The organism is Micromonospora sp. NPDC005237, from assembly GCF_040607775.1.
Lineage (GTDB): Bacteria > Actinomycetota > Actinomycetes > Mycobacteriales > Micromonosporaceae > Micromonospora.
The window spans coordinates 73261-86779 of record NZ_JBEXHJ010000014.1; the positions used below are offsets into that span (position 1 = coordinate 73261).

The window sequence follows — 13519 nt, forward strand, 5'->3', positions numbered from 1 at the left end:
AAGCGCTATGCCCCTGTTCGACCTGTCCTCCGAGCTCGGCGCGGTGATCATCGCCGCAGGGCTGCTGTTCGGGCTCGTCGGCTACCTCGTCACCAACGTCGCGCCGGCCGGGCTGATGGTGCCTGGCTGCCTGGTGCTGACCGCGATGGAGGACGCCCGTAGCCTGCTCACCGTCGTGGCGATCACCGCCGTCACGGTCGCCTTCATGAAGGTGCTGCAGCGCGTCACCATCCTCTACGGCAAGCGGCTGTTCGCCGTGGCGGTACTGGTGTCCTCATTCATGTCGGTCAGCTCCTTCGTGCTGCTGCACCTGCGCTACCCGTTCCTCTTCGGCGGGGACACGTTGTCGTTCATCATTCCGGGGCTGATGACCTACCAGCTGCTGCGCCCTCGCGCCCTGCAGACCCTCGCCGCCACCGGCGTGGTCAGCGCGGGTACCGGCGGCGTCGCCCTGCTGATGATTTCGCTGTGATGACCAGGTCCCGGAAAGTCCTCGCCTGCGCGACGGCCGTCGCCGTCGCCGTCGTCGCCCTGATCGTCGTGTGGGCCGTCCGTGACGACTCACCGGCGGGGCCCGCTGCCGGACCGTCGGACTCGACCCGCGCGGCCAGCACACGCAACAAAGTCGAGCGATTGACGCAGCGCTACGAGCTGGTCGATCTCGACGGGCCGGAGCGCACCGAGGTGCGCCGGCGCGGCGACGGCGCCGTGGTCGCGACCCTGACCGTCGGCGCGCGTACCGTCGTTGTCGCCGGACCGCAGCGGCGCTTCACCGAGCCGGCCGCCACGTCAGCAGTGGTCGAATCGACGTCCTGGGTGCGGATCGCGCCTCGGCCGTGGCAACCGCGGCCAGGCCTCGATGAGGACCTCGCCGGCTGGCTCCTCGATCAGATCGAGGACGACAGCCCGCCCGTGGATGTGCTGGGCGCGGCAATGCAGTACCTGGCCGCCGCCCCCGACGGTCGTAACGAGGACGGAGTCCGCCACATCGGCGACGCCGGGTTCGGTTATGTGCACACCACCGACGAGCGTGACGGCGCCGACTTCTACGATTACCTCGAGATTCCGTGGAAGTTCCCGGACACCGGCCGGGTAAAGCCGTCCAAGAGGTGGGACCGGCAGCTCGACTGCTCCGGCTACGTCCGACTCGTCTACGGCTACCGCTTTGGGCTTCCCATGCTCAACGCCCCGGTCAACACCACCGTCGCCGGGTTGCCTCGCACCGCGGCCAGCATGGCCGCCTACGCCCGATCGGTGCTCGTCGCCGCGGGTCGCACCCCGAGCCAGCCGCCCGCCAAGCTGTCCGCCGTGCAGCCCGGTGACCTCGTCTTCTTCGCGTTGCACGATGACCCGAGCTTGATCACTCACTCAGGCATCTACATTGGCAAGGACCAGCACGGTGAGATGCGGTTCGTGTCCTCCCGCAGCACCGTCGACGGCCCCAGCTTCGGAGACGTGCGCGGCGACGGGGTCATCGACTCCGGGTACTTCGGCCAGCGGCTGCGCCGCGTCATTCGGCTTTAAGGAACGCTCATGCGTGCTGTGCGCATCATCCTCATCGTCGCGCTCATCCTCCTGCCCGCCGGCGTGTGGGCGCTACGCGGCGACGCCATCCGCGACCGCCTAGCCGGGCAGCCCCGTTCCGCGGGCAGCACCAGCGCGCCCGCGGGTCCCCGACAAATCACCATCGCCGGGTCCGGTGACATTCTCGTACACCCGCCTACCTGGCAGCAGGGCCGCGCCGACGCCCAGAAGGCTGGACGCGACGGCTACGACTTCGACCCGATGTTCGCCGACATCCGCCCCGTCATCTCCGCCGCTGACCTGGCCATCTGCCACCTGGAAGCACCCATGGGCCCCGGCAGCCCGCAGGACTTCCCCCGTTTCCGCGCGCCCACCGACATGGCCGCCACCATCAAGACCGCCGGCTACGACGCCTGCTCCACCTCCAGCAACCACGCCCTCGACCAGGGCGAGCAGGGCGTCTACGACAACCTCGACGCCCTCGACGCCGCCGGCCTGCGCCATACCGGCACCTTCCGCAACCCGGCCGAGCGGGTACGACCGACGATCTACGAGATCAACGGGATCAAGGTCGGGCACCTGTCCTACGCCATGCACTTCAACGGCCTGAAGCCGCCACCGGGCAAGGAATGGCTGGCCAACCGGATCGACATCGCCGCGATCAGGGCCGCGGCCGCCGCCAGCCGCAAAGCCGGAGCCGACATCATCGTGCTCTCCGCGCACTGGGGCGAAGAGCTCGTCCACGAACCCAGCGGCGACCAGCTGCACTGGGCCCGGCAACTAATCCGCGACCCCAACATCGACCTGATCATCGGCCACCACGCTCACGTCGTGCAGCCCTTCGAGAAGGTCGGAGACAAATGGATCGCCTACGGCGTGGGCAACACCCTCGCCCGCCACGACTTCCCCGTCGACGCCAACCGGGAAGGCGTCATTGCCACCTTCACCTTCACCGAACAACCCAACCACCGCTGGCGCGTCACCCACGCCCAAGCCACCCCCATCTGGCTGTCCCTCAAACCCACCATCCGCGTCGTCAACCTCACCGACGCCATCGGGCGCATGCCCGCCATCGACCGACGCCGAACCCTCTACACCGCCGCCGCCGACCGTATCACCGGCTACCTCGACGCCCGCGGCGCCATAAAGGCCGGCCTGCACATCGACTAACAAGGCATTCGAGGCTCAGACGGGAGGCTGCGGATGGCCATCCTCATTGTCTGCCGTCGACCCCGGGGCCAGCGTCGATCGCCTGAAGGAAGTCGATTCGGTCGTCGGCAGCGCGTACCGGGACGCGCGAGCGGCCGAGGCCTACGCCCGCCGCCTCGCCTACGAGGCGGAGCGGCGCCGCAGGCAGTAGGAGTACGCAGGCGAAGTCTTTACCTGGGAGAACGCCGGTTGGAGTTCCGCGGCGTGTTTCCAGCTCGGCGACTGCGGGGCTTCCGGGCACGACTTCGTCTCCGGCGGCCAGCAGCCATGCGGCGGAGGCAACGGCGGTGGGGGTGACGGAAGCAGCCGGCCGCCGGCCGCGCCGTCGACACCGAGTGCCCCGTCGACCCCGACCCCCGGCGGCGGATGCCAAGATGTCAAGGTGCCTGGTGGCCGGTTGCTCTGCTGATGAATGACGATGTCGATTTCCCGCGTGCGGTGCGGCGCCGGCAGTTGTGGAACCTGGGCCGTCCCCTCCTCGTCCTGGTGGCGCCGTTGCTGGTACGCCTGGCCAACCGGGACAAGCGGTTCGTGTGGACGTTGGAGGAGGTGCGCGGCCATGCTCGGGACTGGCCGCCCACCGGTGGCGACGTCGAGATGGCAAATCTCTTCCGGTTCCAGGCGTGGTTCGGAGCGAGCATGGTGCCGCTGGCGGTGTACATCGCCGCGTCGCTGCTACGACCGGAGGTCGCGCGCAAGCGTGCCTCGAACTCGGCAGTTTCGCTGAGCTGCGGCAGCAGGACCTCGGGGTGTGCGACCGGCTCCTGACCCGCAACACACTCCGGTGGCGGACCGTCGGCGCGGTGGAAGGTGGTGCCATGGGCCTGCTGGCCATGGTCCCCGTCGCGGGGATCCCGGCCGCGATGACCGCAGACATCCTCGTCATCCAGGTCCTTAAGCGCGTCGCTCGGGTGAGTTCCTGGACTTCCTCAAGAGCACCACGATCGCCCGCCACAACTTCACCGGATCCTTCGCCGTCCGGGTGATCCTCTGCAGCCGCTGACCCTCGGCCATCGACAGAGCCCGCACGAACACTTCCGGGCGTCGTCCCACCCGGCACCACCTCCCACACCAACAGCGAGTGGGACAGCCTGCCCGAAACGGACTCAGAGCCGACGGATTACACGGCCAACGTTCAAAGACGAGGCACTAGCAGCAGCCGCCGCCAGATGAACCCTCACAGACGCACGACATCATGTGCACAACTCTGCCGCTGATAAGGCGCGGCATCCGTGAGTGCGTTCGGTGAGGGATCGGGCAGTGGGAGCAGGTCAGGAGCGGCGAGCGCCTGACCGTCCCGCCAGGAATGCGCGGGATCAGACCGTTGACCGCCTCGCCCAGCAGGCAGGAACCAACCGGCCCTTGCACCGCGACTGCGACCGTGACTGGCTCGGCCTTGACGTGAAGCAGGTCGGCCACACGCTCGAGCAGCGCTACCCTCTCGATGCACTGCGGCTTCCCGCCGTTGCCTCGGCGATGAGCCGGGCGGCACGCTTGAGAGCCGCCGTCCGCTGTTCACGAGTGAGGGCGCGGACACCCTGGGCCTTGGTCTTGCTTCGTCCCGCTCTGCCCATCGAGAGTCCTTTCGATCGAGGCTTAACAGACCCGCTACAGGGTGGTTCACGATAGCGTCGGGAACCTTGCCGCACGGAGCTTGCTCTGCCCATGACGCTCATCCGCTGTTCGGTCAGCAGTGGCTCCACCCACGCGGCCGCGGAACGCCGCCTTTTGTAACGGCTCGCCTACAGCCGTTGCGTCGCCTAGGGTTTCCGCGTCGCAGCGCCACGGCCGGCGCCAGAGAAACGGGTGAACCATGAACGCAGTGATAGACCTCGGCAACGGAGACTCCCTCCAGCTGGAGCCGGCCCGGCGGGTCCTTCGTCTCTATCCCGGCGCCTCCGGCGCCCAGGTCGAGGTGACGCTGAGGATCAGCAAGGCGCAGGACCTGCTTCCGGGCGTCGCGTACCGAGTGAGCGCCCAGATGTACATCGAGGACACCAGGCGTTCGCAGCGGATGCTGTGCGCCCTCAACGCCGCGAACCTGGTCAGGCCCCTCGTCCGGGCAGGCGATGTGCAGCTGTCGGGCTTCGTCACCGACGAGCAGTTGCGCGCCGTCGAGCAGCTGCGCGCAGGCGGGGACCTGTGGGTGAATCTGAAACTGTCGGTCTTCTCGCTCGAGTGGCCGGCGGAGCCTAAGGCGCTCAGCTCGGCGGATTCGGTGCAGGGCCGGGTGGTGGCGCGGTCGGGTTCGACCGAACTCAAGGTCGAAAAAGTCATAACGGAGTTGGCGCAAACAGCCGCCAAGGCGCGGTTCGAACGCCCGTCGCAGCACGAGCGGACCGGGGACCTGAGGTTCGACATTAACGCCAGCGAGTGGGCGGCGCAGATGGTCAAGGTGGACGCGGGGGCCTTCGTCGAACTGTTGGTGACGCTTGCCAGGGGCGCTGACTACACCGACGCGGTAGCGGCGCTGCGGGAGGCACGCGAACTGCTCCGGAAGGGCAACATCGAGCCAGCCATCGTGGAGGCGCGCAAGGCCGTTGAGCAGGTCCGTGACGCGTACAACACGCTCAAGCTGTTCAACGCAGCGAAGACGAAGGTGCCGCGGCAGCGGACCTACGAAGAGCGGTGGGCGTTCATGGTCGAGGACCTGTTTTCCACGATGAGCGGCGCGGGCCACAAGGATGAGGTGACGAAGGACTTTGAGTACACCCGGGAGGACGCCGAGATGCTGATCGTAGCGACGGCCGGCATGCTCAAGCGGCTGTCCGTCAATAGCGCCTCGCTATAGCCGGGCGTGAATCACATGAAAGTGGCTCGGAAAATCCATTGCCAACCGATCGGCACAGCGCCTACCTTGAGTGAGCAAGGTCAATCGGACCAACCCGAGGAGTTCCCCGTGTCGCAGTACGTCTCCACCGAATCCACGCGGTTCATGTCGCGCGGCGGTGTCGTGCTGCCCTCGATCGGGCGAGCCCACGACCTCTGCGCGAGCGAGCAGAACTGGAAGCCGGGGTGGCGGCGCGAATAGCGCAGACGTATACGCGAAGCCGCCCACCCCGCCAGGGATAGGGCGGCTTCTTCGTTACCGGAACAACTTGATAGGGGCGTAGCTCAACTGGTAGAGCACCGGTCTCCAAAACCGAAGGTTGCAGGTTCGAATCCTGTCGCCCCTGCTTTTCGTCTCGGCCGCGGCCGGAGACGTTGAAGATTCTGAACTGCACAGTGCGAGTGCCCTGTGCACCGGTCGTTGCGGGACAGCATCGAGAGGCCGCCGTCGCGTGAGGTTCCGGTGACGGCTGTACTGGCCCGAGGAAGGGCTGCCACAGTTCCGTCAGTACGCGTGCCGTGAGGCGGGCGCGGCACGGTGGCAGGGCCAGCGGGGGCGGTCAGATCTGGCGGGTTCTGTGTGGGGCCCCCGTTTACCCCCCGAAAACCCCGGCCAATAGTTGACGAAGGGTGACAAGAAGCGATGAGCGCCCGGCGGTGTCTCTGCAGCTCAGCGGCCACTTTCGGCAAGCAATGACAAGCTTGGTCCGATTACTGTCGGTAACAAGGGGTTTTGGCAACCAATGACAAGTCCTGAGGGGACTCGACAAGAGGTTGTCTTGGGTTCAAGTCACTCGTTTCCCTGAGCGCTTGATGCCGGGTCGGCGCCGCGGAAGGCGCGTCGCGACGAGCTTGGCCGCAGCGCACTGCAGCGAGCGAACGCCGCGGCCCAGCTTAGATGGGCCGCCGGGAGGCGGTTCAGATGCTGTACTGCCGACGTAGCGAGCAATCTCGGTGGGTCGTCTTCGAAGGTGGTTGAGGCTGGCCACCGCCGTATCTTTGGTCCACACAACCACGAGACTCAGCGGTGGCTGCTCCATGCCCACGGACAAAACCACACCGCCACAGCAGGTCAGAACGGATCTCCTGCTGGGAGTACTAGCTTTCCTGCCCGCCGTCAAACGGGCGGAGACCCGCCATCGGAAGATCGGCGAGTTCGTCGCGATGCTCGCCCGGCAGGAGACGATCCACCCGCAGAAGGCCAGGCCCGCCATGTCGCCGTGATCGACCGCCGGCCGGGCCGGGCAGGGTGCCTCGGCCACCGCGCGGCGAACCGTCCGGGCCGGCGGTCACCGGCCGGCCCGGACGGTTCGCCGCCGGGCCTACTGCTCCAGCGTCGGGTAGTCGGTGTAGCCACGCCGGCCCGGCGTGTAGAAGGTGCTCTGGTCCGGCTCGTTCAGCGGCGCGCCGATCTCCCACCGGCGGGGCAGGTCCGGGTTGGCCAGGAAATTCCGGCCGACCGCGACCAGGTCGCCAAGGCCACCGTCGACGATGCGCTCCGCGTCCGCCCGGGTGGTCACCGAGGCGAAGCCGTCGTTGGCGATGAACGGACCCCCGAACCGGCGCCGCAGGTCGACGATCAGGTCGCTTGTCGGGTCGGCCAGGGCGTGCAGGTAGGCCAGGCCGAGCGGCGCGATCGCGTCGACCAGCGCGCCATAGGTGGCGGCCACGTCGGCCGCGTCCTCCTCCACCACGCCCTGGATGTTGTGCGAGGGCGAGATCCGGATGCCGACCCGGTCGGCGCCGACCGCCTCGACGACGGCCCGGGTCACCTCGATCACCAGCCGGGCGCGGGCCTCCGGGGAGCCGCCGTACCCGTCGGTCCGCAGGTTGCTCGACGGCGCCAGGAACTGGTGCAGCAGGTAGCCGTTGGCGGCGTGCAGCTCCACCCCGTCCAGGCCGGCATCGACGGCGTTGCGCGCCGCCCGGACGAACTCCTCGACGATCCCCGGCAGCTCGTCGCCGCGCAACTCCCGCGGCACCGGGTACGCCTTCATCCCGTCGCGGGTGAAGATCTCGCCCGGGGCGGCGATGGCACTGGGCGCCACCGACTCCAGGCCGCCCTTGTTGTCGGGGTGGCCGATCCGACCCACGTGCATCAGCTGCATGACGATCTTTCCGCCGCCCGCGTGCACGGCGTCGGCGACGGCCCGCCAGCCCTCGACCTGCTCGGCAGAGTGGATGCCCGGCGTGTCCGCGTAGCCCTGGCCGACGGCACTGGGCTGGGTGCCCTCGGTGATGACCAGGCCGGCCGAGGCGCGTTGGCCGTAGTAGGTCGCGGAAATCTCCTGCGGCACCTGACCCTCGCCCGCGCGGTTGCGCGTCAACGGTGCCATCACGATCCGGTTGGTCAGTTCCAGCTTGCCCAGGGTGAACGGGCTGAACAGGGCTGTCATCGTGTCTCCGCTTCGTCGTCGAACGGACGTCTTGGGTACGCTGGCGTCCCGGCACTGATCAACTGGATAGCTCGGCCGACGATTCCCGGACGCGCCGTGACGCACGTCTCGGACCCTGGCCCCGTCGGTCCCAGGATGGGTGGGACCTGGTTGCGCCCGCCCGAGGCGGGCACCGTGCGAGGTGCCGGCGGGCGCTCCGACCGGCGGAGGAAGAACCATGATCGGCGACAAGCTGCCCGGTGGCACCTACCGGATGGGTGACCTCACCGTCACCCGGTTCGGCTACGGCGCCATGCAACTGGCCGGCCCTGGCGTCTTCGGGCCACCCAAGGACCGGGCCGCCGCCGTCGACGTGCTGCGCACGGCCGTCGAGTTGGGCATCCGGCACATCGACACGTCGGACTACTACGGCCCGTACGTCACCAACGAGAGCATCCGGGAGGCGCTCGCGCCGTACCCCGACGACCTGCACATCGTCACCAAGGTCGGTGCCCGCCGCGACGAGCAGGGCGGCTGGCCGCCAGCGCGGACGCCGGCCGAGCTCACCCAGCAGGTGCACGACAACCTGCGCCGCCTCGGCCTGGACGCGCTCGACGTGGTCAACCTGCGGGTCGGCGGCATGAACTCGCCCGAGCCGGGCTCGATCGCCGAGCAGTTCGGCACGCTCGCCGAGCTGCGCGAGCGGGGCCTGATCCGGCACCTGGGGCTGAGCACGGTCACCGCCGAGCAGCTCGCCGAGGCGCAGTCGATCGCCCCGGTGGTGTGCGTGCAGAACTTCTACAACCTGGCCAACCGGCACGACGACGAACTGGTCGACGGCACCGCCCGGCAGGGCGTCGCCTTCGTGCCGTACTTCCCGCTGGGCGGCTTCTCCCGCTTGCAGTCGGACGTCCTGGAACGGGTCGCGGAGGGCCTCGGGAGCACGCCGATGTCCGTCGCGCTGGCGTGGCTGCTGCACCGCTCGCCGAACATCCTGCTCATCCCCGGCACGTCCTCGGTCGCGCACCTGCGCGAGAACATCGCCGGCGCGGCCCTGGACCTGCCCGCCGACGCGCTCGCCGCACTGGACGCGGTGCGGGTGATCCGGGCCGTACCGAGCACTTACCCGATGGATCGATGCTGTTGATCGGTTCGATCTTCCGGTCAGCGGTAGACGTGGCAAGGGTTGCCGATAAAGCCAAGGCGCACCGGGACCGCACTTCGCGGCATCCGGTCCCGGTACGGAATCGGTCTGTGGCCTCTCGTCGCACGGAGTTGACTAGCGCTTATTGGATCGAGCGGCGATGATGGCAGCGATGAGCATTGCTAGTCCTATCGCCCCGATGGCCAGTAGCACTTCCTCAACCGAGGACTGGTGCTCAGTGATGTCGGTGACCCACAACTGGTTCGGCCCGTTGCGGGTGAACTGCCGGTTGACCAGGTCGAGTGCCACGTCATCGCGTTTGGCTCGCCGCCATTTCGGCCGGCCCATGGCGCCCACCAGTCCGGCACGGCGAATGGAGCATCTCCACGGCACCGTGACCGACTACCATCCCTCGCCCCAGACGCAGCTCAGCGTGCACTCGTCGGGCACCGTAGTTGGCTCGCGACTGCTGATGGATCTCGGTAATCAGCCCGGTAAGCCAGGCGTGCCGCACCGCACGCGCCGACATCGGCCGGGTCAGCCACTCGTAGTAGCCCGACGTCGACACTTCGTCCACCCGACACGCCACCTCCACCGGAACGCCTTCGGCGGCCCTTCTTAAAACACAAGGTAACCAACCCTCCGGCAAACCGGGGGAACCTCACTCTGACCTCCCGCTCAGGCATCAAGGATCTGCCATTCCTGGCTGATCTCGCCGCTGACCGGTTGCTGGACCACTCTGGCGCCGTCCGCGGTGGAGCCGCCCTCGACCCCGACACACCAGCCATTGCTCACGTTGACGAACCGGTAGTATCCGCTGGTCGTCGCCGGGACGAGATTCCACCACTGGTTACGTCCGCCGTTGTCGGCCCATTGAACGAGTGCCGCGCCCTGGCCCGAGCCACCTGGACTGTCCAGGACTTTCCCGCTCCTGACACCGGACAGCCGGAATGAGTCATCGCTGTTGGGCAGCAGCCGCCACTGCTGGTTGGCCGCGCCAGTCCACGGCCACTGGATGACAGCTGCCCCGTCCGTGGTGGAGCCGCCGTTGACGTCCAACACCTTTGCGCTGCGCCGGTTGACCAGTCGAACGACGACGCCGCCGCCGGCGGCGGCTGGCAGACCTACGACAACCTGTATCTGTTGCCCGGCCGTCAACGAGATCACCCGGGCATGCGGGCCGAGCGGCGAGGGGGTGACCGTTGCGGAAGTGGTGATGGATGCCATCCCGCGCCGGCTGATGAGGGTAATCGCCTGGGTGATCGTTGAGGTGAGTGCCACGGTTACTGAGCGACCAGGCAGATCCCAGGAGAGGCTGTGAATGCGGACCTGGTTGCGTCCGCGGACCCCGGTGATGGTGCCCCTGGCGAGCTGGCCGGGCACGGCGGGCAGCAGCTCGATGACGCCGGGCCTGGTGTACACGAGCGCTTCGCTGAGCACGGCCGGCAGCGTGTTGGCCGCATCGGCGTTGTAGGTCTCCAGATTCGGGTTGTGTGCTGTCATCAGCGACCGGAAGATCATGTTGTTGCCGATGATCTTCCGGAGGTTGTTGTAGACGCCGGCGGCGTCCTTCAGCCGAGCGGAGGCAAGGGCTCGATGCAGGCTGCCGTGCGCTGAGGTGTTCTCGTCACCGCGCAGCGCCAGGGCCCTGAGCGCGGCGGTGACCAGCCCGGGCGCGTCCTCGGGATTGATCTCGTGCAGGGGCCACGCGCCGTACAGGTGATGGACGTGCCGATGGTTGTAGCGATCCGTGAGTCCCGGCCAGGACCATTCGGCGAGGGCGCCGCTGCCGTTGACCGTGTAGGGCGGGATCCTCGCCAGCAGGGCCGTCCAGCGTGCGACACCTTGACCGGCACCCTGCTCGACACTGAGCGCGTTGGCAGCCTCGACAGCCGCCCGCAGGGCGTGTCTGCCGGCCTGGATGTCGCCGGTGGCGTTAATCGCCAGCAGGACGTTCGTGCTGGCCGGCGAGTTCTCCATCGAGAACGACGGCACGAACACCACACGGCCGGCCGAATCGGTGCGGGTGAGGAAGTCCTCGTAGAACAGTGCTAGCTCCATCAGCGCCGGTCCCAGCTTTTCAGCCAGAAACGTCCGGTCCCCGGTGACCTGGTAATACTCCAGTAGCGGATAGAGCAGCCAGTCCGCGCCACCGGTCCAGCACTGGCCCGGGAAGCCGGGGTCGAAGTGCAGCATGTACCCGTACTCGCCGTCGGTTCGCGATGGGGCCAGGAAGCCGCGGGCGCCGTACAGGTTGCGAGCGTTCGTGCGCCAGTGAGCGAGCTGACCGAGGATCAGGTTGAAGTAGCCCTGCATGGCATCGGTGAGGTCGAGAATGTTGCCGCCGGCGACCTGCAGGTTGATGTTGGCATCGGTGGTGAAATCGTCGGCCCAGGCGCCGTTCCAGGTGCCGGCCCAGATTCCGGTCAACCGCGGCGGCAGCACGCCGCTGGAGCTAATGAACAGGTAACGGCCGCTGTCGTAGAGGCGCTGCAGCAGGGCCACATCGATGGTGTTGCGATTGGCGTTCTGCCGGGCGATCAGCTCGGTGGTCGACAGCTGCAGGTCGGCGGCGGAAACGTTCAAGTCCAGGCGGGAGCGGTCGTACATCGCCGCGTGCAGGGTGACGTGCCGGGTCCGCAGCTCGGCATAGTCGGCGCGCACCGCGGCCAGCGCCGCGTGCAACGGCTTCTTGTCCCAGGCCGTGGCTGACTCGTAACGGTCGAGTTTGGTCAGCAGGAGGAGCCTGGTTGCCGCGGTGACGACGATGGTCGACCCGTTCGCGGCTACCGTGCCACCGCTGGCGACGATCCGGGTGACGCCCTCGAAGCCGAACGCGCCCTGCCCGGACGGGTAGGTGCCTCGCAGGTTCAGGTAGCCGGAGCCGTCAATGACGCTGGCCTGGGTGGTAAAACGGACCGAGCCGGGGACGCCCGCGAGGGATGTGTTGGCGCTCAGCGTCGCGTCGATCGATCGGCCGGATGCCGGGGCCAGTTCGTGTACGACGACGTTGTCGGCTCGGGAGGCGAAGGCGCGGCGAGTCCAGGTGCCGTTGCTGTCGATCCAGGTGGAGGTGACCTCCCCGGTCCGGAAGTCGGTGATGCGGGCGTATCCGTTGGCCGTGGTCATGCCTGGCGTGCTGATCTGCAACTCGAAGCCGGGGTGGTAGGTCTGGGTCCAGCGCAGGCTCCAGCCGGCCGCGAAGTCCGTGTTGGCTCCGCCGTAGTTCCCGGCCAGCGCCTTGTCCCGCACGCCGGCCAGCCGCCCTGAGATTACTGGCGGGGTCACACCCCGGCTGCCGTTGGGCAGCACGAAGCGATGGTGATTGAAGATCACCTTCTCGAGGGTTGGCGTTCCGTACAGGACGGCGCCGTACTCGCCGTTCCCGACGAGGAACCCGTCCGTCCAGGTTGTCGCTGCAGTCGCGTCGTAGATCCCGCGCTCGGGCAGCGTGACCTGAGGCGCAGCGGCGGCGGCCCGTCCGGCGCCCACGGCCGGGATCAGGGCCGCCGAGCCGGCGGTCAGCGCGGCAGTGGCGAGGAGGCGCCTACGGCTCACGGGTAGGTCTGTCATCCGAAGTCCCTTGTCGACGCCGAGGCTGGAGGGTTGTGCGTCATGTCGTCCGGCACCCGCAGCCCGTCGGTTCTGGGCTACGGACAACGGTTGTGCGTTGTCGAATCGATTCGGCGAGAATAGGGATTACATTGACGTTTGTTAATTACACTCGAGATCGGATCGTGGTCTGCTCGGGCGCGGGAACCCCACGCCCGAGCAGACATCACAACGATCGGTCAGCTGGTCGCCCGCAGTCGGACTTGTCAACCACCTCTGGCCCTGGTCAGGCGGGCACGAACTGCCACTGTTGGTTGGTCCCGCTGTTGGCGGTCCACTGCACGACCTGCGCGCCGTCACTGGTCGCTGCGGCGTAGACGTCGGCCACCAGTCCGCTGGCCTGGCTGACGATGGTGTAGTAGCCGTCACCAATGGGCCGCAGGTACCACGACTGGTTGGTGCCGCCATTGGCTGACCACTGCTGCAGTTGCAGGCCCGTCGTGGTGCTGCCGCCGTTGACGTCGAGCACCTTTCCGGAGGCGGTGTAGCGCAGGGTGTAGGCGTCCTGCGTGGTGCTGATCGTCCACGTGGGGGTGCCGCTCTGCTGGACCGCCTTGGCGCCGTCGGCGGTGGAGTTGCCGGCGATGGCGAGGGGCTTGCCGCTGTTGCGGTTGACGATGCGGTAGGTGCCTGCTGCGGGCCCGGTTCCGCCGCTTCCACTGAGGTTGAGGTACTCGACCGCGTCGGTGAAGACGGTGCTGCCGGACTTCGCGGTCGACAGCTGTAGGTACACGCGGCTGCCGGTGGCGGGGGTGGTGAAGGACACCGGTTGGGTGACCCGTGAGCCGAGTGGGATGGTCAGGGTGGTGCTGCCGGACGCGACGAC

The 13519-nt window shown here is 67.9% G+C and carries 13 protein-coding genes and 1 tRNA gene; 9 read left to right on the top strand and 5 right to left on the bottom strand.

All coding sequences use genetic code 11. From position 1 onward, the window contains the following. Positions 1 to 7: 7 nt before the first annotated feature. The 8 genes from ABZT87_RS29540 to ABZT87_RS29575 all read left to right on the top strand — a co-directional run bounded on the left by ABZT87_RS29540 (position 8) and on the right by ABZT87_RS29575 (position 6786). Positions 8 to 472 carry a poly-gamma-glutamate biosynthesis protein PgsC/CapC gene (locus tag ABZT87_RS29540; RefSeq protein WP_355139591.1) on the top strand — a complete coding sequence of 155 codons (465 nt, stop codon included), beginning with the start codon at positions 8 to 10 and terminating at the stop codon, positions 470 to 472. Beyond that, positions 472 to 1524: an NlpC/P60 family protein gene (locus tag ABZT87_RS29545; RefSeq protein WP_355139593.1), complete on the top strand. Its 1053-nt coding sequence runs from the start codon at positions 472 to 474 to the stop codon at positions 1522 to 1524. The genes ABZT87_RS29540 and ABZT87_RS29545 overlap by 1 nt, the downstream gene beginning before the upstream one ends. 9 nt (positions 1525 to 1533) lie before the next feature. Continuing rightward, complete coding sequence (locus ABZT87_RS29550; protein WP_355139595.1) at positions 1534 to 2694, top strand: CapA family protein; 1161 nt, start codon at positions 1534 to 1536, stop codon at positions 2692 to 2694. A 447-nt stretch (positions 2695 to 3141) separates the two neighbouring features. Beyond that, positions 3142 to 3501, top strand: a complete 360-nt coding sequence (locus ABZT87_RS29555) for a hypothetical protein (protein WP_355139597.1) — start codon at positions 3142 to 3144, stop codon at positions 3499 to 3501. A gap of 1045 nt (positions 3502 to 4546) precedes the next feature. Then, on the top strand, positions 4547 to 5524 hold the full coding sequence (locus ABZT87_RS29560; protein WP_355139599.1) for a hypothetical protein: 978 nt from the start codon (positions 4547 to 4549) through the stop codon (positions 5522 to 5524). Between the two features lie 108 nt (positions 5525 to 5632). After that, entirely contained in the window at positions 5633 to 5764 is a 132-nt protein-coding gene (locus ABZT87_RS29565; protein WP_355139601.1) for a hypothetical protein, read from the top strand. A 72-nt stretch (positions 5765 to 5836) separates the two neighbouring features. Beyond that, positions 5837 to 5909: transfer RNA gene (locus tag ABZT87_RS29570), tRNA-Trp, on the top strand. Between the two features lie 691 nt (positions 5910 to 6600). Further along, positions 6601 to 6786: a hypothetical protein gene (locus ABZT87_RS29575; RefSeq protein ID WP_355139621.1), complete on the top strand. Its 186-nt coding sequence runs from the start codon at positions 6601 to 6603 to the stop codon at positions 6784 to 6786. A 98-nt stretch (positions 6787 to 6884) separates the two neighbouring features. On the opposite strand, the gene ABZT87_RS29580 is transcribed toward ABZT87_RS29575, so the two are convergent. Next, a complete protein-coding gene (locus ABZT87_RS29580; protein ID WP_355139603.1) occupies positions 6885 to 7958 on the bottom strand; it encodes an alkene reductase in 1074 nt (357 codons plus the stop codon). Between the two features lie 217 nt (positions 7959 to 8175). Here ABZT87_RS29580 and ABZT87_RS29585 point away from each other — a divergent pair, with 217 nt between their 5' ends. Further along, complete coding sequence (locus tag ABZT87_RS29585) at positions 8176 to 9084, top strand: oxidoreductase (protein WP_355139605.1); 909 nt, start codon at positions 8176 to 8178, stop codon at positions 9082 to 9084. A 132-nt stretch (positions 9085 to 9216) separates the two neighbouring features. Here ABZT87_RS29585 and ABZT87_RS29590 read toward each other — a convergent pair whose 3' ends face one another. From ABZT87_RS29590 to ABZT87_RS29605, 4 genes are all read right to left on the bottom strand, one after another. Continuing rightward, the gene (locus ABZT87_RS29590; protein WP_354859676.1) at positions 9217 to 9390 is read right to left on the bottom strand and encodes a hypothetical protein; all 174 of its coding nucleotides are present in this window, start codon (positions 9388 to 9390) and stop codon (positions 9217 to 9219) included. A 1-nt stretch (position 9391) separates the two neighbouring features. Further along, positions 9392 to 9610: an IS3 family transposase gene (locus tag ABZT87_RS29595; RefSeq protein WP_355139617.1), complete on the bottom strand. Its 219-nt coding sequence runs from the start codon at positions 9608 to 9610 to the stop codon at positions 9392 to 9394. Between the two features lie 149 nt (positions 9611 to 9759). Next, the gene (locus ABZT87_RS29600) at positions 9760 to 12654 is read right to left on the bottom strand and encodes a glycoside hydrolase N-terminal domain-containing protein (RefSeq protein WP_355139607.1); all 2895 of its coding nucleotides are present in this window, start codon (positions 12652 to 12654) and stop codon (positions 9760 to 9762) included. A 265-nt stretch (positions 12655 to 12919) separates the two neighbouring features. Next, the coding region (locus ABZT87_RS29605) for an RICIN domain-containing protein (protein ID WP_355139609.1) at positions 12920 to 13519 on the bottom strand (600 nt) is incomplete at its 5' end.

Excerpts from the sequence above, each read along its gene's own strand:
- ABZT87_RS29540 (WP_355139591.1), top strand. The coding sequence starts at position 8 with ATGCCCCTGTTCGACCTGTCCTCCGAGCTCGGCGCGGTGATCATCGCC.
- ABZT87_RS29545 (WP_355139593.1), top strand. The coding sequence starts at position 472 with ATGACCAGGTCCCGGAAAGTCCTCGCCTGCGCGACGGCCGTCGCCGTC.
- ABZT87_RS29550 (WP_355139595.1), top strand. The coding sequence starts at position 1,534 with ATGCGTGCTGTGCGCATCATCCTCATCGTCGCGCTCATCCTCCTGCCC.
- ABZT87_RS29555 (WP_355139597.1), top strand. The coding sequence starts at position 3,142 with ATGAATGACGATGTCGATTTCCCGCGTGCGGTGCGGCGCCGGCAGTTG.
- ABZT87_RS29560 (WP_355139599.1), top strand. The coding sequence starts at position 4,547 with ATGAACGCAGTGATAGACCTCGGCAACGGAGACTCCCTCCAGCTGGAG.
- ABZT87_RS29575 (WP_355139621.1), top strand. The coding sequence starts at position 6,601 with ATGCCCACGGACAAAACCACACCGCCACAGCAGGTCAGAACGGATCTC.
- ABZT87_RS29580 (WP_355139603.1), bottom strand. The coding sequence starts at position 7,958 with ATGACAGCCCTGTTCAGCCCGTTCACCCTGGGCAAGCTGGAACTGACC.
- ABZT87_RS29585 (WP_355139605.1), top strand. The coding sequence starts at position 8,176 with ATGATCGGCGACAAGCTGCCCGGTGGCACCTACCGGATGGGTGACCTC.
- ABZT87_RS29595 (WP_355139617.1), bottom strand. The coding sequence starts at position 9,610 with ATGTCGGCGCGTGCGGTGCGGCACGCCTGGCTTACCGGGCTGATTACC.
- ABZT87_RS29600 (WP_355139607.1), bottom strand. The coding sequence starts at position 12,654 with ATGACAGACCTACCCGTGAGCCGTAGGCGCCTCCTCGCCACTGCCGCG.